Annotated in this window: 20 protein-coding genes; 11 read left to right on the plus strand and 9 right to left on the minus strand. The window is 52.3% G+C overall.

The window, feature by feature from the left end:
* The first annotated feature begins 19 nt into the window (after positions 1–19).
* The 3 genes from MWH02_RS10465 (at position 20) to MWH02_RS10475 (ending at position 2,307) form a co-directional block, all read left to right on the plus strand.
* Positions 20–868, plus strand: a complete 849-nt coding sequence (locus tag MWH02_RS10465) for a helix-turn-helix domain-containing protein (RefSeq protein ID WP_271460564.1) — start codon at positions 20–22, stop codon at positions 866–868.
* Between the two features lie 415 nt (positions 869–1,283).
* Entirely contained in the window at positions 1,284–1,685 is a 402-nt protein-coding gene (locus MWH02_RS10470; RefSeq protein ID WP_271460565.1) for a VOC family protein, read from the plus strand.
* A gap of 169 nt (positions 1,686–1,854) precedes the next feature.
* Positions 1,855–2,307 carry a GNAT family N-acetyltransferase gene (locus MWH02_RS10475; RefSeq protein WP_271460566.1) on the plus strand — a complete coding sequence of 151 codons (453 nt, stop codon included), beginning with the start codon at positions 1,855–1,857 and terminating at the stop codon, positions 2,305–2,307.
* Positions 2,308–2,537: 230 nt separating this feature from the next.
* On the opposite strand, the gene MWH02_RS10480 is transcribed toward MWH02_RS10475, so the two are convergent.
* The gene (locus MWH02_RS10480; RefSeq protein WP_271460567.1) at positions 2,538–2,978 is read right to left on the minus strand and encodes a GNAT family N-acetyltransferase; all 441 of its coding nucleotides are present in this window, start codon (positions 2,976–2,978) and stop codon (positions 2,538–2,540) included.
* 298 nt (positions 2,979–3,276) lie between these two features.
* Here MWH02_RS10480 and MWH02_RS10485 point away from each other — a divergent pair, with 298 nt between their 5' ends.
* Together MWH02_RS10485 and MWH02_RS10490 are read left to right on the plus strand one after the other, a co-directional pair.
* On the plus strand, positions 3,277–3,741 hold the full coding sequence (locus MWH02_RS10485) for a hypothetical protein (protein WP_271460568.1): 465 nt from the start codon (positions 3,277–3,279) through the stop codon (positions 3,739–3,741).
* A gap of 713 nt (positions 3,742–4,454) precedes the next feature.
* Complete coding sequence (locus MWH02_RS10490; RefSeq protein ID WP_101761095.1) at positions 4,455–5,150, plus strand: helix-turn-helix domain-containing protein; 696 nt, start codon at positions 4,455–4,457, stop codon at positions 5,148–5,150.
* On the opposite strand, the gene MWH02_RS10495 is transcribed toward MWH02_RS10490, so the two are convergent.
* The 5 genes from MWH02_RS10495 to MWH02_RS10515 form a co-directional block, all read right to left on the minus strand.
* Positions 5,127–5,723, minus strand: a complete 597-nt coding sequence (locus tag MWH02_RS10495) for a beta/alpha barrel domain-containing protein (RefSeq protein WP_101761096.1) — start codon at positions 5,721–5,723, stop codon at positions 5,127–5,129. The two genes, MWH02_RS10490 and MWH02_RS10495, sit on opposite strands and share 24 nt — an antisense overlap.
* The gene (locus tag MWH02_RS10500) at positions 5,713–6,609 is read right to left on the minus strand and encodes a 2-dehydro-3-deoxygalactonokinase (RefSeq protein ID WP_271460569.1); all 897 of its coding nucleotides are present in this window, start codon (positions 6,607–6,609) and stop codon (positions 5,713–5,715) included. The genes MWH02_RS10495 and MWH02_RS10500 overlap by 11 nt, the downstream gene beginning before the upstream one ends.
* Entirely contained in the window at positions 6,606–7,502 is an 897-nt protein-coding gene (locus MWH02_RS10505) for a dihydrodipicolinate synthase family protein (RefSeq protein WP_271460570.1), read from the minus strand. The genes MWH02_RS10500 and MWH02_RS10505 overlap by 4 nt, the downstream gene beginning before the upstream one ends.
* Positions 7,496–8,512, minus strand: coding sequence for a mandelate racemase/muconate lactonizing enzyme family protein (locus MWH02_RS10510; RefSeq protein ID WP_271460571.1), 1,017 nt, complete (start codon positions 8,510–8,512; stop codon positions 7,496–7,498). The genes MWH02_RS10505 and MWH02_RS10510 overlap by 7 nt, the downstream gene beginning before the upstream one ends.
* 164 nt (positions 8,513–8,676) lie before the next feature.
* Positions 8,677–9,918 (minus strand): MFS transporter, encoded by a 1,242-nt coding sequence (locus MWH02_RS10515; RefSeq protein ID WP_271460629.1) that lies wholly within the window; start codon positions 9,916–9,918, stop codon positions 8,677–8,679.
* Between the two features lie 604 nt (positions 9,919–10,522).
* Here MWH02_RS10515 and MWH02_RS10520 point away from each other — a divergent pair.
* Positions 10,523–11,539 (plus strand): CitMHS family transporter, encoded by a 1,017-nt coding sequence (locus MWH02_RS10520; protein ID WP_271460630.1) that lies wholly within the window; start codon positions 10,523–10,525, stop codon positions 11,537–11,539.
* Between the two features lie 182 nt (positions 11,540–11,721).
* Here MWH02_RS10520 and MWH02_RS10525 read toward each other — a convergent pair whose 3' ends face one another.
* Entirely contained in the window at positions 11,722–12,159 is a 438-nt protein-coding gene (locus MWH02_RS10525) for a VOC family protein (RefSeq protein WP_271460572.1), read from the minus strand.
* Between the two features lie 799 nt (positions 12,160–12,958).
* On the opposite strand from MWH02_RS10525, the gene MWH02_RS10530 reads away from it, so the two are divergent.
* Genes MWH02_RS10530 through MWH02_RS10550 form a run of 5 tightly spaced genes read left to right on the plus strand, consistent with a single transcriptional unit; the run spans position 12,959 to position 17,986 of the window.
* Positions 12,959–14,206, plus strand: coding sequence for an extracellular solute-binding protein (locus MWH02_RS10530; RefSeq protein ID WP_222234213.1), 1,248 nt, complete (start codon positions 12,959–12,961; stop codon positions 14,204–14,206).
* A gap of 9 nt (positions 14,207–14,215) precedes the next feature.
* A complete protein-coding gene (locus MWH02_RS10535) occupies positions 14,216–15,124 on the plus strand; it encodes a carbohydrate ABC transporter permease (RefSeq protein ID WP_271460573.1) in 909 nt (302 codons plus the stop codon).
* On the plus strand, positions 15,114–15,953 hold the full coding sequence (locus tag MWH02_RS10540) for a carbohydrate ABC transporter permease (RefSeq protein WP_064739810.1): 840 nt from the start codon (positions 15,114–15,116) through the stop codon (positions 15,951–15,953). The genes MWH02_RS10535 and MWH02_RS10540 overlap by 11 nt, the downstream gene beginning before the upstream one ends.
* Positions 15,953–16,897: a carbohydrate kinase family protein gene (locus MWH02_RS10545; RefSeq protein WP_271460631.1), complete on the plus strand. Its 945-nt coding sequence runs from the start codon at positions 15,953–15,955 to the stop codon at positions 16,895–16,897. The genes MWH02_RS10540 and MWH02_RS10545 overlap by 1 nt, the downstream gene beginning before the upstream one ends.
* A 3-nt stretch (positions 16,898–16,900) precedes the next feature.
* Positions 16,901–17,986, plus strand: a complete 1,086-nt coding sequence (locus MWH02_RS10550) for an ABC transporter ATP-binding protein (protein WP_271460574.1) — start codon at positions 16,901–16,903, stop codon at positions 17,984–17,986.
* A 407-nt stretch (positions 17,987–18,393) separates the two neighbouring features.
* On the opposite strand, the gene bamA is transcribed toward MWH02_RS10550, so the two are convergent.
* Entirely contained in the window at positions 18,394–20,826 is a 2,433-nt protein-coding gene (gene bamA / locus MWH02_RS10555; RefSeq protein WP_271460575.1) for an outer membrane protein assembly factor BamA, read from the minus strand.
* Between the two features lie 214 nt (positions 20,827–21,040).
* Positions 21,041–22,450, minus strand: coding sequence for an MFS transporter (locus MWH02_RS10560; protein WP_110867003.1), 1,410 nt, complete (start codon positions 22,448–22,450; stop codon positions 21,041–21,043).
* Positions 22,451–22,499 lie beyond the last annotated feature (49 nt).

The following is a 22,499-nucleotide window of genomic DNA, read 5'->3' on the forward strand; positions in this document are numbered from 1 at the left end:
TGCACCGGGACCAATCCAAATGAAAAGTTTTACCCGCGATCTCATTATCTGGATTGAAGAGAATCTTGATAAAAAAATCATCCTCGACGAAGTGGCAGAGAAGTCCGGTTACAGTAAGTGGCATCTCCAGCGATTGTTTCGCCAGGAAACGGGCATGAAGCTGGCCACCTACATTCGCGAACGCAGACTGTCCGAATCGGCCATCCTGTTGAAAATGACCAGCGCACCTGTTATCCATGCGGCTGAAAAGTTCGGCTTTACCAATCAGCAGGCTTTCACCCGGACCTTTACAAAATATTTTTGTCTGCCCCCGGCGCGTTACAGGCAGACCAGGGAGTGGCATTTTCGCGGCCTGCAGCCCAGTCTTTTATCAACCGCTGGCACCATGTCGGAACCGGAAACTACATGGCTTAGCGCGCCCGCGCTTTCTGATGTGACCTTCAGCTACCAGTGTGAAAGCGCCGACCTTTACAGTATTGATTTCCACACGGAGCAGCGTGATCAGGGCCTTAAAAAGGCGGCGCGCCTCCTTCGCGGAGAATCCCCCACCTGGTTCGCAGAACGTTTTGAGCCTGACAGCTCCTCCGGCAATATTCGATTGACACTGACCTTTGGCTGTCGCGAGGATAAAGATGAGCGTGGCGGGAAGAAGACGTCCAGTCCATGCATGTTCCTGCGCTTCCCGTTTGAAGGTAGTGCGGCAGAACTAACTGAAATGCAGATGAATGTTTACCGGCACATTCTGCCGCGCCGTGCTGAAGCCCGGCGGGACGGGCACGACTTATTCATTATGGGGCCGGGCCATGAGGCAAACCTTATGTCATCTCACTTTCAGGGGGATTATTACATACCGGTGACAGCAATCTAAACGCGTTGTGGGCCGGTTTCCTGACTTCTTAAAGGATATTTAACGCAGCTATGAATTAATCTTTCAGATGAAATACTAATAAGCCTTGAAAAATTTATTTCCGGCAAAATACCTGGTGGGAATATTGCACGGGGCACGCATTTTGTTCCAGTAGATACGCAGATTGCATGTCGATTGTTTCTTATAAACGTGCCGGTAGCTGCCTATATACAGTGTAAAAATTGAGTATATGCAAGTTAAAGTTGGTAAACGTCCGCTGTTCGCTCACAGCAGACCTTGCCACGCGAGCATGTCCGCTCAGTGCCAAAAGCGAACGTTAGTATTTGCACTGATCAATGCGGGTAATAGCCTTAATTTGTGTTAGAAAGTTGTTTCAAATTTCAAGGGCGCTGTTTCTAAACTTGATGGAGCAAAAATGAGAACGCAAAAACGATGCATGGGATATGTGGCCATCGTGGTCGATGACTATGACCGAGCAATTGAGTACTACACCGACAAGCTGGGATTTACGCTGGTAGAAGACACGCCGCAACCGGGTAAGCGCTGGGTCGTTGTGACGCCAAATCCCGAAAGCGACTGTAATCTTCTCCTGGCCCGTGCTTCAAATGAACAGCAGGAAAGCTTTATCGGTAACCAGTGCGGCGGGCGTGTATTCATGTTCTTACAGACAGACAACTTCTGGCGCGACTATAACGCTATGAAGGCTAAGGGCGTTCACTTCTGTCAGGAGCCACGTGAGGAAGAGTACGGGATGGTTGTTGTGTTTGAGGACGTCTACGGCAATCGCTGGGATCTCTACCAGAATAAGCAAAATTAAAGCTTTAGGGATCAGGTTACCACGCATAACTGGTTTCAATGCCCGGTCCGCTGTTCGTTTAAAATTGCCTCTAATTTCCAACCGCGCTGAGGAGCGGCGGCGGTTCTGTGAAGAACTCAGGCGTTAAATTTTCAGCGCCACTCCAAGTCATAAAGAGAGAAATAACACCATGACCGAGACGATTCGAATCGCAGCGATTAGTGATGCAGAGGCTGTTACGGCACTTACCAGAATGGCTTACGCCAAGTGGGTGCCTGTGATTGGTCGAGAACCTCTTCCGATGACGTCAGATCATGCTGCATTCATCAAAGAACACAGAGTTGACCTTTTGTTCTGTGGCAAAGATCTGGCCGCGCTCGTTGAAACAATTCAGCGCAAGGAAGATATCCTCATTGAAAACGTAGCAGTTAGCCCGCGTTTTCAGAAACGTGGTTATGGAAGAAAAATGGTGGCTCATGCAGAGCATTTGGCAATTCAGGCCGGTTTAGATATCGTCCGGCTTTATACGAACTCGCTATTTGAAGTGAATCTTCACCTGTACGCATCATTAGGCTATGAATTTGAGCGCAGTGAAGAACGCAACGGCGGAGTCGCTATCCACATGCTCAAGCGCTTGGCCTAGACGATATCGGATGTGGTCAGGCAGGATGTCTGCTGGGAAAACGGCATCACCAGACCATGATGCGCAGCAGGGATTGGCGCGCTCCCTGTTCGATAACACATCGCAACGTTAGTAATACATCCTTCGCGGTAACAACCATTGCGAACATCCGCACCTCGCTCATAGCGGACCGTTCCCGGTCTTAGGTCCGCTTAGTGCCAGAAGCGGACATCGATTAAAATTGCTGTGAATTAAACGCCACGAGATTTCTCTAATTTGATGTCAGTGCCATTGAGATCTGTTTCATTACCCCAACCGAGCTGCATATAAAATTTCGCCGCTCGACTATTTTTATCGGTTTCCAACCAGGCAATCTCATGATGTTGGAATAACTCCTGCTCAGCTAGCCTAACAAGCCTGCGACCTATTCCTTTGCCTTCATATTCAGGCAGAACAAAGGCTGCAAACAGACAGCCTTCATCCGGCAAAATCATGGAGAAGCCAATAATTTTGTTATTTTCAGTCGCAACCCATGCGCAAAGACTTTTTTCAATCATATCGCCTACGACGCCTTCGGTAATACCCATCTGCCGCATCTCTTCACGACTCAGGTGATTCTCCATTACCGATGTTCTGACGTCGAACATACCCTCGATATCAGAGAGTTGAGCTGTTCTTAGGTAGATACTCATTAGTCTAACTCCATGTATGACAGAATAATTTTCATAATAATGTCAAAATAAAATCAACGGAATATAAAGTTTAAGGTAGCTAATTATGTCCGCTGTTCGCTCATAGCGGATTTCCCGAGGTTGCAGCGACCTATGCGCAGCCGTTACGTTGTCTAATTGCATGCGGATGAAGGGATTACAGTGGTGGTGTACAGTTAAATTTTCTTACCGTGACGACTGTTCCTCAACCTCGCCTTTTGCTAGCCTATGCGGCTGGACTGCTTCCAGCCGCATTAGCGTTGCCGGTTAAGGAGTTTCCATGTCGCCTTTCAATAAACACCGCCCCTTCATTTCCCTTTCTCGTCGTCAGCGTCGTAAAAAAGTCATCGAACTTAAAAACCGTATCTATCGTGGACGTCAGCGTTGTGGCGGGTTGTTCTATGATGATTGCGATATCCAATACTACAAAGATAACCCTGACCATATTTGGGCATGGAGTGATATCTATTTTGTCGGCCGCGATCCCGCCGATCTCTGGAATGCTGAAATCATCACGGCTAAGTTGGCGTTTCAAGATGCGGTACATGATCGCGCATTCAATGAAACCTGGGCGATGCTCAGTCAGCAGGAACAAGAAGAAGAGGCGCGATATGAAACAATTCCCAATGTGAATAGCAAAGGCAAAATCGTTAGCCGTACCTTTCTACACCGAGAAAAACAGGCTTATGCGATTTTTGGTGGGCTGACATTTTGGCAGTTTGTTGAGAAGCGTGAGCAGAAATAGGACAAGATGAACAGCAGGATGTATGTTGTAGTTATCAATTTCTGCCGGGGTTCGCTTATGGGCATGGGCTACGGATGGTTGTTGATGCTGAGGCGCTTAGTGTGCCAGTTATTGAGGCTTCGATTGGAGATTTTTTGAAAAGAGTGAGTGATGTGCCTAGGGGACAGCGATTTATAAGTGGGAGGATTTAAGATGCGAGTGTCCATTAATTAGGGAATAGGAGGGAGTTAACCTTTATCACCCTCCCATATTATTATTTCCCAGTGGATTTACTAGGTTTTAATCCTGGAGTATTTCCGGGAGTATCTTTGTTGTCACGCCGACGCTGATCAGGCTTTCCTGTCGATTTAGCTATTGGTTTTGGACCAGGTTTAAGACCCATGATATTTATCCTTCTAATTTAAGAGGGGCTGCCCTCCTATTCGGTTTTATGGCATAGCTCAAAAAATAACAAGTGGATTAATACGTCACATGCCAGTTAAATTATTATTTTTGATCAGTGTCATTTTATGGCATGTAGCGGGCTTTCGAATGGAGCATTATTCACCATTTGCTATGCGGTTCTAACTAATATTGATGAGCCGGGGTTGTTAAGCTGGTTATCCCTCTTAATGCTTTCTTCTTACGTGCATCACAATCTCTTTCTGAATTCATATCACGCTGAAACAATAGGATTTATCATTTTCAAACCATAGTTATCAATGAGGCCATCTATGAATAGCACAGTATACGATGCTTTCCGCTGCCTGAACTTACTTGCGACAGCGACTCGTCCGCATGGAATTCGTGAAATGGGACGGGAGCTTGGACTGGATTCAGCTAAGGTTACGCGATTGATACAGACCTTGCTGACATTGGATATGGTACAGCGCGATGCCAACCGCAAATACAGTTTAGGTATCGGTATCCACCGCTTGTCGGCTCACGCGATTCACAATTCAGCATTTTACAATGCGGTAATGGACTTACTTGAAGAGAGCGGGAATCACGCCATCTCCATCGTGATCGGTGTTCTAAGTGGAAATAAGGTGGTCTATTTGATTCATACCCGCGGCGGAAAGAGTATTGCGCGTGCCATAGGCAATTATGAGTCCTATCCGGTCCATGATTCGGTGATCGGCATTAAGCTTCTATCAGCGATGAGCGACGAAGAGATTATCAGCCAGATTGGTATCCACGATTATCAACTGCTGAGAAATGATATTGACGAGTCGCGTCGGCATCAGGTGTTTGCCAAAAATTTTGGTGCGGGAGATTACCGTCTGGCATGTAATATTCCCGGCATGCAGGCAGCGATCGCACTATCGAATATCAGCAGTGAAAAAATGGATATTGAGAGCTTACGTTTGTACCTTACGTCGGCAGCGAAGAAAATTAGCGGAGAATCACTGCCGATGCTGCAGCAGTAACTCGCAACGAGCAGCTGTCTCAGACACGAGCTGCCCGGTTTTATATAGCGTAGAACCCAGTCCCACACTGTCGTAATAACGCAGGAACTCAGCTGCATTCTCCACCCCTACCCCGCCCACGGCTGAAAAGCTTACGGGCTGAGAGAGTGGACCTTTCACCAGTTGAGGGTAATTTTTCGGTAGCGAACAGGCCGGAAAAACTTTCATCACATCCACTCCCAGATCGATAGCAGTGAATATTTCACTCGGCGAAAACACCCCCGCGTACACTACAAGTCCATATAGTTTAGCCTGCGCAATCACAGCCGGGTTTAAATTAGGAGTCAGAATAAAATCCGCAGCGGCTGCAAAACTGCGCTGCACCTGATCTTCTGTGGTGACAGTTCCCACGCCAAGCTGGATATCATTCCCAAAGCGATGGCGGACTTGTCGCAGGCTGATTTCCCAGTTAGGTGAATTAGTAGTGATTTCTATACGATGAATGCCCTGCTCAACCAGGCAGGCAATATGCGGCACTGCGTCTTCTGGCGTTATCCCGCGGAGGATAGCGATGATTTGCTGATTATCCACCATAACTAAATACCCCATTTAATCCGGCTATGATTGCGTCTTCGGCGGCTAAGAGTTCATAACGACGATGCAAAACCTCACATGCCAACCGATAACGTGGCAAAAGCATTTCACTACCAATAAAGCATACCGTTTTATCGCCGCTGGGATGTCCGCATGCAACTTCGTATCCAATGAGCAATCCGGAAAGCCAGGAAGCGGCCTGTTCCTGTGCCAAAGCACCAAGAATATAACGGCCCCGGCAGCGAAACAGTTCCGTCACCAGTTCAACTTTTTCATGCACCACTGATAGCGCGGTTTCGACTCCCGCCTGAAAAGCGGCCGGTGAGTGAACTTGCTCCGGCAGCCCTTTACCCACCACGGATTGATTGAGTAACAAATGATAAAGTTCGCCAGTCATCAAGGTCTGCATCTCAGTGACCTGCTGCTGCGAGCGTTCAACCCACAGCCATTTGCTGTGGGTGCCGACGGCGGCGAATGTGGAGGCATCAGAAAGCGTGAGCGCACCCGCCAGTTGAATCTCTTCACCACGGCAGATCTCATTCACTCGTTTATCGCAAATACCGGGCCGTATGGTCAGCGGATTTGGCAGGATACCCGGCAGTTCCAGGCCTTTACCCAGCAGTTGCGAAAAACTAAGTGGCATGTTGAGGTAACCGGCGTCAGCAATACCGATATTGCTGCCAATCATGCCGCAGAGCAGCACGGGTATTTGTTCATCGTAAGCATCCTCTAGCCGATGCAGCTGCTGCTTTAAAATCTCAGGCAACGCTGAGCGCTGGCACTTGCCGACGCCGCAGCTGTCTTGCACAGATTTAATCACTACGCCATCGCGCACGCTGAGGGCGCGAAAGTTGCTGGTACCCCAATCCACCGCGATATAGTTCATGGACGTCCTCCTAACACGGCGAGAGGCAGGAAATTCGTGATCTCTTTCAATTCCCGACGCGTGGCGTCATCCAGACTTTTCGCCGGCTCACGTACATAATCGCTGGCAAAAATCCCTGCCTGATGCAGCACTGTTTTATGTATGGCTACCCCGATCCCCGGTTGCACTCCATAGCGCAGGAAAGGTAGATAGCGATAAAACAGCGCCTGCGCTTCCTGACGATCTTGCTGCCATGCCGCCAGGATGGCGTTAATCACGTCCGGGAATTCGCAAGCAGGCATGGTGCCCGTTACACCACGGCATAACTCCTCAAAGAGGAAACCTGCGTTCAAGCCGCCAAACAGGCCTACGCTATCTCCAAGCGCCTGTTTTAACGCAGTGATTTTCAACGTCGTCGGCGGTTGTTCCACTTTGATATACCTGATGGCAGGAAAGTCCTGACACAAACGCACCAGCGTCGAAACGGGAATGTTAACGCCCGTCATCAGAGGCGCGTCCTGGATCATGATATCGATTTCGCAGGCCTGGCATATGTCTCGCCAGAAGTGATAGATCTCCTCCGGACCGGGCTTAACCACCGAAGGCGGATTGACCATCGCCACCTGAGCTCCCCAGCGATGCACCCGGTTGATGTCTTCAATGGCAACAGCGGATGAAGCACCGCCAGCAGCAGCCACCAGCGGTAAATCCCCCACCAGCTTTTTGACGCAAAAGAACAGGATCTGCTTTTCATCCTGCGTTAAGGCGTAGCCTTCGGAAGCATTGCCAAACAATGCAAGACCATCAATGCCTTGTTGCAGCAGAAATTTCACCAGACGTTCAATGGATGCCAAATCCAGCTGGCCCTGCTCATCAAATGCCGTGGCGAGAATGGGTATGTTACCTTTTAACATGCAGCCTCCATCATCACGTCGCGCACGCGATCTTCATCAATTTCAATGCCTAACCCTGCGCCCTGCGGCAGGTGATACTCACCGCGTTCGCAAATCAGTGGCTGCTTGAGCAGTTGATTAGCGATGGCAAAAACTGGCGGCTGATATTCGAGCATAAACAGGTTGGGTATGGCGGCGGCAACATGGATCGACGCGGCGATGCAAGGACCTAGACCCACGCTTAAATGCGGTGCCACACGTAAATTCCATGTTTCGGCCAGCGACGCGATATGCATCAGCTCGCTAATGCCGGTTCTGCCGACATCGGGCTGAAGGATATCTGCAGCGCGCTGTTCAATCACTGCTTTGAATTGATAACGCGTACGCTCGGTTTCACCTAACGCAATGCTGACCGCACTTTTGGCACGTAATTCGCGATGGCCAGCGATATCTTCTGGCAGCAGTGGTGCTTCGAGAAAGCCGACGCCCAGCGTGTGCAGTTGCGCTGCTAAATCAGTAGCGTCTGCCACACCGTAATTCCAGTGCGCATCAATGAAGACTTGCGCCTCATCGCCGAGCGTTTCACGAATGGCTCGAATATTTTTAATGTCTTCTCGCACGCCGTAGCCCAGAGCTAACTTAACGGCATTAAAGCCTTTCTCCTGCCATTGCCTGGCGAGGCGGCTGCGGCTTTCAATATCAGGCTCAGGTAAACCCGAGACATAGCAAGGGATCACATCGCGAAAGGCACCGCCGAGTAGTTGATGGACCGGAAGACCAAGAATTTTGCCCTTGAGATCCCACAATGCGATATCCACTCCTGCAATAGCGTCGATATGATAACCACCGGTATGTCCACGATCGCGCATGGAGTCATACATTTTTGAGTTGAGCACGCCGCCAGAGAATGGTGATTCCCCTATCAACAATGGCGCGAACAGCTGCTTAATCAGTTCTGCGATCACCTGAGGCACCACGGGCGCCAGGGCTTCTCCCCACCCTACATGCCCTTCGCTACTGGTAATTTTCACCAGGCAGGTTTCCATCTTGCGTGAGTAGACGCAGCGGTATTCTGGACGATAGTAATAATCCGGGCCGGTTCCGTCCGGCTTACCGCCGAGGTAGGCATGCTCCGGGGTGATTTTGAGTGGGAAACACTCCACTTTCGTTATGTGCATAAAGGCTCCAGTTTCCGTTAATTCATCACTTTTCCGGCAGTTTCTTTTGCAAACCACACTGCAATGAATGAAATTAGCGCGGTGATCATCACGTACCAGGCGGGTGACAGCGGATCTCCCGTTAAGGAGATCAGGCTGGCCGATGCCAGGGGTGTTACACCGCCAAACACCGCCACAGTCAGGTTGTAGGACATCGCGATGCCGCCATAGCGAATCGCCGTCGGGAACAGTTCGACCATTGCTGCGCCACAGCCACCGTTAAACAACGCAACACACACACCCAATACACTCATTGCCGCGATAGAGCTGCCCACCGATCCCTGTGTCATTAGCAGCATGGCGGGATAGGTCAACAGGATGAAACCAGCGCATGCCACCAGCATCAGCGGCCGTCGTCCCCATCTATCAGACAAGTAGCCCGTGATTGGCATGCAAATAGCGACGCTCAGTAAGCCCAGCGTGGTGATGAGATAAGAATCAGTACGGCTGTAGTGCAGATGCGTAGACAAATAGCCGGGCATAAAGGATTGCAGCACCCAGCTGCTGACCGCTTTGATCACGACGAAACCGGTACAAAACAGCAACGCCGACAATGAGGTTTTCAAGGCAGTGCGCAGTGGCGATTTTTCGATTTTGCCGGTGGCTTTTAACTTGTGAAATTCAGCCGAATCTTCCATGTTGCGGCGCATATATAACCCACCCAATCCGAGCGGTGCTGCGAGCAGGAAAGGAATGCGCCATCCCCAGTCATTCATTGCCGTCTCACCCAACCAATAGGTCAACAGCAGCACCAGTCCAGAGCCGCAAACAAACGCCATGAAACTGAAGTTCTCACTCCAGCAGGTAAGCGTGGCGCGACGATGCGGCTCAGCGCTTTCTGCCAGATAGGTAATTACGCCGGAACTCTCACCACCTGCGGCGAATCCTTGTACTAATCGAGTCACCACCAACAGCACCGGTGCGACAATTCCCACCTGATGCCAGGTCGGCAGAATGCCCATCACAAATGTAGATATTGAGGTGATGACAATTACCGTCACCAACACTTTGCGTCGTCCCAGACGATCGCCCATGGAACCGAAAAAGAAGCCGCCTAGCGGACGCATTAAAAAGCCGGATCCAAATACAGCAAAAGATTTCAGAAGTGCGGTAGCAGGGTCAGAACTGACAAAGAAGTTGCTGGCAATAATCGCCGCCAGGGTGCCGTATAAGCCAAAATCGAACCACTCGATAAAATGACCAACCCCGGCTGCCATCATGATTTTGGCAGTACGCTTTGGCGGATTATTGGTTTTTGTCGCCACGTACTCACCGCCATACTGACGGGTTGAATTCTCCATACGACCTCCAGAGGGTTAATGTCGCGCCATAGGAAGGCGCGTCATGTCTTGGAAGTTAGCGTATGAATTTTGATGAGATATTGCGCCGGCGATGAGAGATAGCGTGAAGCCAATCAAAGAACAAATCCGGCAATTGCTTCACATAGTGAAGCAGAGAAGAGATCCCTTACAAAGCGCCTAATGTAAGCCGGGTTTATAGTTATCAGACCAAGCCATTACCTATAATCCCAAAGCTTTGCCTATGCTGCCGGTGGTTTTATTCAATGCGTATATTTCATGTCCGTCCACCAAAAAACCGAATCGAAACATATGGTGTCAGCACATATCTCCTCGTCATTGAAACAGCGCTAAACGAGCTATCCTTCCATAAGGAGGAACAACCTATGTGCGGAAGATTCACACAGTTCCAGAACAGAGATACCTATTTTGATGCCCTTAGTGTAGCTGATGGTGACTACATCCATGATCCTGAACCTATCGGGAGGCCGGGCTTTTTGATCCTTTTATCCGTCTCATTGTTCGTATTGTAAAAGGCGATCCGCTTAAAGTGATGATCGGCACTGCTATCCTTGGTATCAGCGTGGCGCTCGACGGCGACGGTGCCACCACCTATCTCATCTGTACGGCAGCACTTCTTCCACTGTATCGTCGGCTGGGAATAAAGCTTCAGTACATGGCCACCGTACTGCTGCTTTCAATCGGCGTAATGAACATGCTCCCGTGGGGAGGACCAACAGCGCGCGCTGCCAGCGCCATGAAGGTAGACGTTGGAGAGCTCTTTATGCTGCTTCTGCCCATTATGATCTGTGGCCTTGCCTGGGTAGTGCTGGTTGCCATTATTTTTGGACTGCGCGAACGTCGCCGGCTTGGGGTAATTAAAATCGATCTGAGTGAAGAGACCGGGCAGGTTACATCTGTAACTAATTATCGTTATCTCTTTAATTCAGCGCTGACCATTGCCCTACTGGTTATGTTAATTCTGGGCATGCTTCCTATGGCAACACTGTTTATGATCGCCTTTGCAGTGGCGATGCTAGTGAATTTCCCTAACCTGAAGCATCAGAAGGAGCTCCTTGCCAAACATGCAGAGAACGTGCTTGCCATTGTTTCTCTCATTTTTGCAGCAGGTATTTTTACCGGCATCCTGTCCGGAACAGGTATGGTAGATGCCATGTCTAACAGTCTTGTAAATTCACTGCCAGCCTCAGCCGGCCCCTGGCTCGGCATCCTCACGGCGCTGATCAGCATGCCGTTCACCTTCTTCATGACAAACGATGCGTTCTATTTTGGCGTTTTACCCATTCTTGCGCAGACAGCGACAAGCTACGGAATCTCGCCTATGCAGATGGCCGTTGCTTCATTGATTGGACAACCTGTTCATCTGCTCAGCCCGCTTGTTGCGTCAACTTACCTTCTTGTCGGCATTCTTAATCTGGATTACGGGCTGAATCAGCGCGCAAGCCTTAAATGGGCGGTGGGAACAGTATTGTGCATGCTGTCAGGCGCTATCGTGCTTGGCACATTACCGTTACACAACTGATCTATACACGTTAATTAATTCGCTGTGATTTAACGCTGCCCTTATTATTTATAAGGGCAGCGTTAATGTACGCATTTCGCTAAAACCAGACATTGGGCTCGCGTCGTCCGCTCTTTTCACTAAGCGGGCTTTGCAAACATCACGGTTTTAATTAAAGGATAACAGCTAATAATATGTGGGTCTCATTGGCTGCGTTCCATTAATTCAAGCGTCTGACCATCAGGACTTTGTAAATATATTACTCTGGTACCCTGCATGGGTCCTGACGACACTGTTTGAGGTTTACCCGGCGTCTTCCAACCGTAGTCCGATACTTTGCCTAAGAGCCTATCAAGATCCTCAACCATAAAAGCAAGGTGAGCGTAGCCTGGGATATAGGGCGCTGAAGGTTCTTCTGGCTGCTCAATGTTATTGTATTGGAGTAATTCAATTCGGATATCAGCCAGTTCAAGCAAAGCCATCCGTACATCAGCTCCCCTTGCACCTGTAACCTCATCGATTATAGGCCCAGACATTTTTCCTTCACGTAATAATTTACCGCCAAGAATCTGAGTCCAGAATAATAATGAGTCTTCAATATTTTTAACTGAAAAACCAACGTGATTGACACTTAAGATCATGTGATTACCTACTGATTTTTGAAAGTCCATCAGCCAACTATATAAAAAGAATGCTTTATTTCTACACCATAAATGCGCGAACGTTTTACAAGCCTGCATCCTTTATCGATAAATTGCGAATATCCTCTTTTCGCTCAAAGCGGTCTCTAATTTCCGATCGCGCAAAGGGGCTGCAGCGATTCAGTGAAGCACTTTTATGTTGAAAGAGAGCATACGGTAGGAACATTTGAGGATAAGCAGAATGCTACTGGAAAAGCTCAGGTTGCTTTAAGTTTGGAGGAAGGACAGTGAACTCTGGTTTTTCACCAGGGAACGCCAGCAGCACAGGGTGCTTAGGTTCAAGATGCGGTGTTATGTTTGATGTGACAGAACTACCTAAGCCGTCATCATTTTGACGTCCGCTTTTGGCTGTATTATCAGCCGAAAATCTCATCCTAACCAGCTACTGATAACGGCATTTCGCCGTTAAGAGATGCGCTTTCATGCAGCAAGCCCCAACGCAACTGCACCTAAACAATGCATTCGGCAAAAAGCTGATCGGCACTTTTCACAACTGTCCTCCTTTTTAAAACCACATGAATATCTATGATCGGCCACACATTTTACAATCTGTTTACCTGACAGCGGCGAAAATCTGTGCAAAGTAGTGTCCAGCGGCAAACGAGATTTATGCCCTGGCACGTCAATTGCTTTAGCTAACCAATGTCAGCCGCAGCAACCTGACAACCTGTGCGCGTTATTAAATCCATCAAATTGATTTAATAAAACACCCTCTTTTTGCATCAAGGCGGAAAACACCATGAAAATCCGATTCAACCCAGTCATAAAAGGTTGTTTTGCAGCAGTTCTGTTAGCCAGCGTAGGCAGCGCGGTAGCGGCAACCACGTTGAATGCATTGTTTATGACGCAGGCGGCGTATAGCGAAAATGATATCCGCGCCATGACGCAGGCGTTTCAGAAAACGCACCCAGAGGTGCAGGTTAATCTTGAGTTTGTGCCGTACGAAGCGCTGCATGACAAAATTGTTGCGGCGCGTGGCGCGGGCGGTAACGGCTACGATGTGGTGCTGTTCGATGCCATCTGGCCGGCAGAATTCACTAAGTTCGATCTGTTGCAGGACGTCAGCAGCCGCATCAGCGCTGATGAAAAAGGGCAGATTTTCCCCGGCGCAATGAACACCGTTGAGTTCAAAGGCAAAACCCTCGGCATGCCGTGGATCCTCGATACCAAATATCTCTATTACAACAAAGCGATGCTGGAAAAAGCCGGTATCACCACGCCGCCGCAAACCTGGCAGCAGGTGATGGATGACGCGCGCATCATCAAGCAGAAAAACATCGTGAAATATCCGCTGGTGTGGAGCTGGTCGCAGGCGGAAGCGCTGGTGTGCGATTACACCACGCTGGTATCAGGTTTCGGTGGCAAGTTCTATAACAACGACAAACTCGATTTCTCCTCCCCGGCCTCGTTGCAAGCGGTGAAGCTGATGAAAAGCTCGCTGGATGAAGGCTTGAGCAATCCGGCGTCACGCGAATATCTGGAAGAGGATGTGCGTAAAGCCTTCTCCAATGGCGATGCGGCTTTCGCGCTCAACTGGACCTACATGTACAACATGGCCAACGATCCTAAACAAAGTAAGGTCGCCGGCCAGGTGGGCATCGTTCCCGCGCCAGGCGATGCGCCGGGCAAATTCGGTGCGGTAAACGGTTCGATGGGCCTTGGCATCACTAAAGGCAGCACGCATGCGGATCAGGCATGGCAATACATCCGCTACATGACTTCACAGCCGGTACAGAACCAATACGCCACGCTGAGTCTGCCGATCTGGAAAAGCTCGTATCAGGATCCGGCGGTGCTGAAAAACCAGGAAAGCCTCATCGCGGCGGCGGATAAATCGCTTAACGTGATGCTGTCGCGTCCGGAAACGGCTGACTATTCGCGTCTCTCCAACACGCTGCAGCAGCAGTTGCAGCAGGTGCTGGTGGGCAGCGCAACGCCAGATGCCGCGCTGCAAGCGGTGGATAAGAGTGCGGCGCGTCTGCGCTAAGGGGCAACAATGCTGAGTTTGCGTCAACGCGAACAACGGCAGGCATGGGTGCTGCTGGCACCCATGTTGTTGGTGATGCTGTTGCTCACCGCATGGCCGCTGTTACGCACCATCTGGCTGAGTTTCACCGATGCCGCCCTGATCGGCAGCGGTGAAGCGCCGGGCTGGATTGGCTTTGAAAATTATCTGTTCGCCATCACCGATGCGGATTTCCGCAGTTCGCTGTGGCGCACGCTCTATTTCACCGTGGTGTCGGTGGCGATTGAAGGCGTGATCGGCGTGCTGGTGGCGCTGTTGCTGAACCAGAAATTCGCCGGTCGCAACGTGCTGCGCGTGCTGGTGATTTTGCCGTGGGCGCTGCCGACCATCGTTAACGCCATGATGTGGCGTCTGAATTTCAACCCGGATTACGGCAGCATCAACGCCCTGCTGACGCAGTTAGGGGTCATTGATGGCTATCGCAGCTGGCTGGGTTCGCCGGATTCGGCGCTCAACGCGGTGATGTTCGCCGATATCTGGAAAAACTATCCGCTGGTGACCTTACTGGTGCTGGCGGCGCTGCAATCGATCCCCGACGATCTGTTTGAAGCCGCACGATTGGATGGCGCATCGGCGTGGCGGCGTTTTCGTGCTATCACCTTCCCGGCGATTGTTGGCCCGCTCAGCGTGGCGCTGGTACTGCGCACCATCGACGCCTTCAAAATTTTCGACATTATCTACGTAATGACGCGCGGCGGTCCGGTCGATAGCACCAAAACCCTGAGTTTCTACGTGTATCAGGAGTCGTTTAGCTACCTGCGTGCCGGCAGTGGCGCGGCCTACGCGATGTTGATGACCTTACTGTGCGCGGTGCTGATCACGCTTTACATGTTGTTACTGTGGCGCCAGCGCCGCAAAGGAAGCGCTTATGAAGGTTAAATTGCGCCATGTCGGTAAATACGCCGCCGCGCTGCTGGTGGCGTTCTCAGTGTTAGCGCCGATGGGCTGGCTGTTTTTGATGAGCGTCAGCGCCGCCAGCGATCTCACCCGCGTACCGCTGGAGTGGCTGCCGCGCCAGTGGGATTTCACCCGCTACGGCAAGCTGCTGTCGCTGGAGCCGGGCCAGCCTGGCGTACTGTTTCTGCATGCACTCGGCAACAGCCTTTTAGTGGCCACCGGCGCGACAATCATCTGCTTACTGCTGGCCATTCCTGCAGCGTTCAGCTTCTCGCGCTACCGCGGGCGCGACGGCTGGCTGTTTGCCTCGCTTGCCATCTATATGGTGCCGCCGGTGGCATTCGTGTTGCCGCTCTACTTCCTGTTGCAGCAGTTCGATCTGCTCAACACGCGGCCCGGATTGATCATCGTTTACTGCTCGCTGATTCTGCCGTTCCTCACCTGGATGCTGAAAAACCAGTTCGATACGCTGCCGCAGGATATTGAGCAGGCGGCGCGGCTCGACGGCCTGCGCGTCTGGCAAGTGCTGTTACGCATTACGCTGCCGCTGGCGAAGCCGGTGTTGGGGGCCGCCGCACTGTTTGGCTGGCTGCTGGCGTGGGACGAATTTTTCTATGCGCTGCTGTTTACCAGCAATATCGCCGCACAAACCTTACCGGTCACCATTGCCGGATTTACCGCCGGACGCGCCACCGATGATGGCTTGATCGCTGCCGTTGGCATTCTGGCGTCGGTGCCACCGCTGTTTATTGCCATCTGGCTGCAGAAGACGCTGGTTAGCGGCCTTGCCAGTGGCGGGAGCAAAGGATGATGGAGCAGAAACTCACCGCCACGCTGTATGTGGTGGGTAACATTAATGTCGATTTGATCATGGGCACGCTGGATAACTGGCCGCAGCGCGGTACTGAAGTGATGCTGAATCACAGCGAACTGCGTCCTGGCGGCTCGGCGGGCAACTGCGCGCTGGCGCTGGAAGCGATGCAGGTGCGCCATCGCGCGGTCGCCAATCAGGGCAATGATGGCCTGAGCCCCTGGCTGGCGAGTCATTTTCCGCACAGCGCTGCGCACTGGACGCGCTACAGCTGCGAAACCTCGCTTACCGTTGGCGTGACGCATTCGGATCACGAACGCTCTTTCCTGAGTAATCTCGGCCATATCGTGCAACTCACCGCGCAGGATGTGCTGGATCAGCTGCCGGCTACCGCGTCTGACGGCGATATCGTGCTGCTGTGCGGCACCTTTTTGTGTCTGCATCTGTATGACGATTATCCGGCGCTGCTCGCCGAGCTACAGCAGCGAGGCTTTGTCACCGCCGTCGATACCGGCTGGCCGCCGCAGGGCTGGACAAACGAAGTGCGTCAGCAGGTCACGCATTGGCTGCCGCTGTGCGACTGGCTGCTGCTCAATGAAGTGGAAACGCTGGGATTAGCGGCGTCAGACGACTTGCCCACCAGCGCGCAAATGCTGGCGCAACAGCTAAGCGGACGCGGCGGCTGCGTGGTGAAATGCGGCCCGCAGGGCGCCCGCTGCTGGCAGGCAGATAACTCAGTAAGTCAGCCTGCACGTCCGGTCACGGTGGTGGATACCATCGGCGCGGGCGACAGTTTCAACGCCGGATTTCTCACCGCCCTGCTGCATCAGCAAGATCTCACCACGGCTTTGCAATGGGGGATTTCGGTGGCGTCACTGGCTATCAGCACCTTGCCGCGTCGTTACCCCGACTGGCATCAACTGCAACTTTCCCAGGAGTTTTAAATTATGGCCAGTGTTGAACTCGTAAAAGTGGCCAAACGCTACGCAAAACAGTCGGTGCTGCATCCGCTCGATCTCACCATTCCTGACGGCAGTTTTACCGTGCTGGTTGGCCCATCCGGCTGCGGAAAATCGACGCTGTTGCGCTTGCTGGCCGGGTTGGAGAGCTTGTCGGATGGCGCGATCCTGATGGACAAAGTACAAATCAACGACCGCGATCCAGCCGATCGCGATATCGCCATGGTGTTTCAGAGCTATGCGCTCTATCCGCACTTAACCGTGGCGGAGAATCTGGCGTTCCACATGCAGGTGAAGAAGGTGAAGCGCGAGGAGCAGCACACTAAAATTGCGCGCATCGCCGGGATTCTTGGCATCGATAAGCTGCTGCAACGCTATCCGCGTGCACTGTCAGGCGGACAGCGTCAACGCGTGGCGATGGGCCGCGCGATGGTGCGAAATCCCAAAGTGTTCCTGTTCGATGAGCCGCTGTCGAACCTCGATGCGCAGCTGCGTATGGAGCTACGCGCCGAGATCAAATCGCTGCATCAGCGTTTCAAAACCACCATGGTTTATGTGACGCACGATCAGATTGAGGCGATGACGCTGGCCGATCAAATTGTGGTGATGAAGGATGGCCGCATCGTGCAGCAAGGCGCGCCGCTTTCGATTTACGACCGTCCGGCGGATACCTTTGTCGCACGCTTTATCGGCTCACCGCCGATGAACCTGTTACCGGCACAGCTGATTGCCCGCGATGGCGTGCCCGGCGTGCAGTGCCAGGATCTGTGGCAGCCGTTGCCCGCGCGTTGGCAAGCGGCGGCGCGCGAACGTGCTGGCGCAGTCGTGACGCTCGGGGTGCGCCCGCACGATCTGCTAGAAGCCAGCAACAACGCCGCAGCGTTGGTGAGAGTGGTGGAGATCACCGGCGAATCCACCTTGTTGCATCTGGAATGGCACGGTCAGCCGTTGCATATGCAGATCGCAGGCCGTCATGCGGCTGTCAGCGGCGAGAGCATTATGCTGGGCTTCAACCCCGAGAAAATTCATCTGTTTGATGCCGAGACGGGGCTGAGGTTGGCTGAGTCGCTCTAGGTTGGTGCTCAGGCCAGAAAAGGCCAACCCGTTGAGATGAACATCGCTGTTGATGGTGCGATTTGGAAAACCGCAATGAATCGCCATCAAGGAGGAAAAGGTGGACAGTGGAGTAAAGCGTCCGCCGCAAGGATGCGGCGGCCGAGGCTACAGGGATGTATTCACGCCGTCTTTACGCAACGCCCGCCTTTTCCGACTGAAACGCACGTTTTTACCTAACAAATAAAAAAGCCACCCAAACCTGGGTGGCGAAATACAATTTATCACATGCATAACAACGATATTGGCGAACACTCATTCCTTAAGCATTTCACAACGGCTATTGTACTCTGCTGGCTATTTTATTCCGTCTTCGCCGTTTAAAGATAATGTAAAACCCCTCTCAACCTTTAACGAATTAAATACATCTACCAGGTTTTACCAATATTAAACTGGAACTGCTCCGACTTATCGCCCTCATATTTTTTAATCGGCAACGCATACGAAAACACCAGCGGACCCAGCGGTGACTGCCATTGCAAGGCCACGCCACTCGACACGCGAATCTGGCTGGGATCGCCATAATCGGGAATCCCCGCCGCTTTAGTGGCTGCGGTATTCTGCCAGCCGGTATCCCATACGGTGCCGGCATCAACAAACAATGAAGTGCGCAGCGCATCGGCATAGCGCTCGCTGATAAACGGCGTAGGGACAATCAGCTCCGCGCTCACCACCGCCATCGCATTACCGCCCACCGCATCATCCGATTTCTCCACCGGGCAAGCACCGTAACTGCTTTCGCTGCCGCTGCAGCGGTAATAGGCGGCTTTTGGCCCGATGGTGTTGGAGGAGAATCCGCGTACCGAACTGGAGCCGCCGGCATAGAAGTTATCGTAGAACGGCACTTCTTTGCCGCCTAAACCGTCGGCGTAACCGGCTTTACTGCGGCCCATTAGCACCCAGCGATGGTCGCTGCTCAGCGGCACGTAGCCGTTTGCGGTCAACGTGCTTTTGTAATAACTGTTGGTGGAACCTGGAATGGTCACTTTGGTGTTGAAACCTGCGCTCACGCCCGAGGTAGGGAAGAAGCCGCGATCCAGCGAGTTGTAGCTCCAGCCTATGTTCCAGAAGAAATCGTTGGCGGTAAATTTGTCCGCCACGGTGGCGTCGTCATCGTCGTCATCGCTGGTGATGACTTTTGGATGAATGCCCTGCGAACCCAGATAGCGCCACATTGCTAACTGCGGTGCCATATTGCTGACGCGGTTATAGACGTAATCCAGCCCGCTGTTCACGCTGCTGTTTTCGCCGATTGGGAAGCTTAACGTGCTACTCGCGCCGAAGCTTTTCAGCGTGTATTCGGAAAGATCGTTATCTTCCGCGCTGTAATCGTTGTAGAACAGTTTGCCGCCAAGACTCACGCCATCCACGGTGAAATAGGGATCGGTAGCGGCGATTTCGACATAGGTTTGATAGCTGTTTTTCGTGCCGCTAAAACTCACGGTATTGCCGGTACCCATCCAGTTATCCTGGCTGACACCAAGCTGATAACTGATGCCGCTGTCGGTGCCGTAACCCAGTCCAACGTTGAAGGTGCCGGTATTGCGCTCCTTCACTTTGTACACCACGTCCACCTGATCCGGGCTGCCCGGCACGCGCTGCGTATCAACATCTACGCTTTCGAAATAACCGGTACGATTAAGGCGCGCCTTGCCCTGCTCCACCTGATTGCTCGCCAGCCATGCGCCTTCCATCTGACGCATTTCACGACGCAGCACCGCATCTTTCGAGGTGTCATTGCCCGAGAAACGCACCTGTCGCACTGAGAAGCGCCGCCCGGCATCGACATTCACGTGTAGCTGCACGGTTTTATCGCTGTCGTCTATTTCCGATTGCGTATTCACCTGCGGGAACGCATAGCCGTAACGACCGAGCAGGCTTTTAATCGCCTCTTCGTTTTGGCTGATTTTTGCCCCGCTGTATAAGCTGCCCGCCGGCATGTGCGCCAGTTTTTCAATTTCGGCGGAATAGCCGGCCATATTTCCGCTCAGCGTTACGCCGCTAACATGATAAACATCGCCTTCATGAATATTTATCGTGACGTAAATATGCTTTTTATCCGGCGTTAAACTGACTTGTGTGGAATCGAGGTTAAAGCGTGCGTAACCGCGATCGAGATAATAACTGCGTAGCGTCTCTAAATCGCCTGAGAGTTTCTGTTTCTGGTATTTCTGATCGGCGATCAAATTCCACCACGGCACATCGTCGCGCAGCTGGAAATGCGAGATCAGTTCATCAGCGGAAAAAGCGTGGTTGCCGACAATGTTGATCTGCTGAATTTTCGCCGACACGCCTTCGGTGAAAATGAACTTCAGATCGACACGGTTGCGCGGCAACGGCGTGACGACCGCTTTGACGCTGGCGGTATATTTCCCGGCGCTGAAGTAGAAATCTTCCAGCCCTTTTTCCATATCCGATAGCGTGGTGCGGTCCAGCGCTTCACCCACGCGCACGCCCGAGGCATCAAGGTTTTGCTTGAGCTGATCCTCTTTAATCGCTTTGTTACCAGAGAATGAGATGCTGGCAATCGCCGGGCGCTCTTTGACTTTGATCAGCAGCGCATCCCCGTCACGCAGCACCTGCACATCGTCAAAATTGCCGGTGGCGAACAGCGCGCGGATGCTGTGGCGAATATCATCATCATTGACGCGATCGCCAACACGCAGCGGCATATGCAGCAACGCCGCGCCGGGTGCGACGCGCTGAAGCCCAGCAAAGTAAATATCCTTTAGGGTGAAATCATCTGCACCAAAGGCAGTGGTGGTTACCATTAAAAGTAACCCGGTTAACATCTTCTTCATCTGTTGTGAGCCTGCCGTTTTTCCTGTGCCTGATTCAAGCGCCTTGCTTCCGCACCACATAAAAACGGGCTGAACACGAGGTTCAGCCCGTTAACTGCGGCGATATGTTCCGGAAAAAAGACCGCCGAGCCAAAGGTAAATTCATCGCGACCCGCGGATTTTCGGTTGTTTTACAATAAGCTGCATCGCTCCTGCCAAAATCCCCGCATAAGAATTACCCTTCTGCCGTTACCGGCTGAAACGTACGGCGATTGAGGCTGGTGAAGATCACCAGCAATGCCATCATCACCAACTCAACGCCGAGCGTACCGGTGATTGCCGCCAGATGATTGCCGTGCGTATAGATCTGCGTGAATACACCGCCCAGCAGCATCGGGCCTAAACCTAACGCCGATTGCTGAACCGTCGACAGCACCGCGCTGCCCGCGCCCGCCTGATGATGCGGCACGCCGCTCATGCCAATGCGGTAGAAGGTGCTGACGATAAACGACTGACCAAAGCCAATCAGCACCGTGGCGGGAATTAGGGTGAAAATACCGACCTGCGGCCAGGCGAGTTGCAGCGTGGCGATAAGGGCCACCAATCCAACCATCTGAATACCGCAGCCCATCAATAAGGCGCCGCGCTTACCTAAACGCTCGACGATGCGCGTGGATTGCATCGCCCCGATAAAATAGGCCACGCCAAGCGCGATAAACGCATTCCCGGATTGAAACGCCGTCAGCCCTAAACCGGCCTGCAGCGTCAGTGCCACAGAGAACATAAAGCCGCTCCAGCAGGAGAAGAACAGCACCGCCAGCGTCAGGCCAAAACGCACGCTCGGCAGACGCAGTAGTGAAGGCGGCAACAGCGGCGCGCCGTTGGCCGCTTCCAAACGCAGCGAACTCTGGCGCAGACGATGCAGAAACAGCGGGAACAGCACCAGCAGCAAGATGCACGGCCACGACCAATGCAGCAGCGGACCGAGCGCCAGTGCCAGCATCAGGCAACCAATCGCGCCCGCCAGCAGCAAGGTTCCGCTAATATCCACCGGTACGCGCTGCGTGTTCTGCGTCTCCGGCACAAAGCGGCGCGCGGTGATCAGCACAAACAGGCAAATTGGCAGGTTAATCAGGAAAACGCTGCGCCAGCCGTAGCCGCCGATATCCGCTTTGATGAGAAATCCGCCCAACACCTGACCGATGATAAAGGCCAGCCCGCCAATGCCGCCATACAAACCGATGGCGCGCGCATGCGCTCTGCCCTTCAGCGTGATGTGCAGCGTGGCGAGGATTTGCGGCACGATAAAGGCCGCGCCCACGCCTTGCAGCGCGCGGGCAAACATCAACAGGCCAACGCTGTTGGCGATGCCGCATAATAAAGATGCAATACCGAAGATCCCTACTCCGGCAAGGAACACGCGACGGCGACCGTAGTTATCGCCGAGCCGTCCGCCCATCGCCAGGCAGATGGCAAAGGCGATGCCGTAGACCGCGACGATCAGCGCCAGCTCAATCGCCGTGGCCTGCAGCGTGTGGGCCATCGCGTCTAACGCTACGTTAACGATAGAAAAATCAATCATGGGCAGCAGTTGCCCGGCAAGCAGGACCATCAATCCTGTGCGTTGAAGTTGCGATGTCTGCATCGGTTTTACCTTGTTTTTGCTGTCAGTACGGCATAGCATCACCTAACCG

This window comes from Pantoea leporis (assembly GCF_028048155.1).
Lineage (GTDB): Bacteria > Pseudomonadota > Gammaproteobacteria > Enterobacterales > Enterobacteriaceae > Pantoea > Pantoea leporis.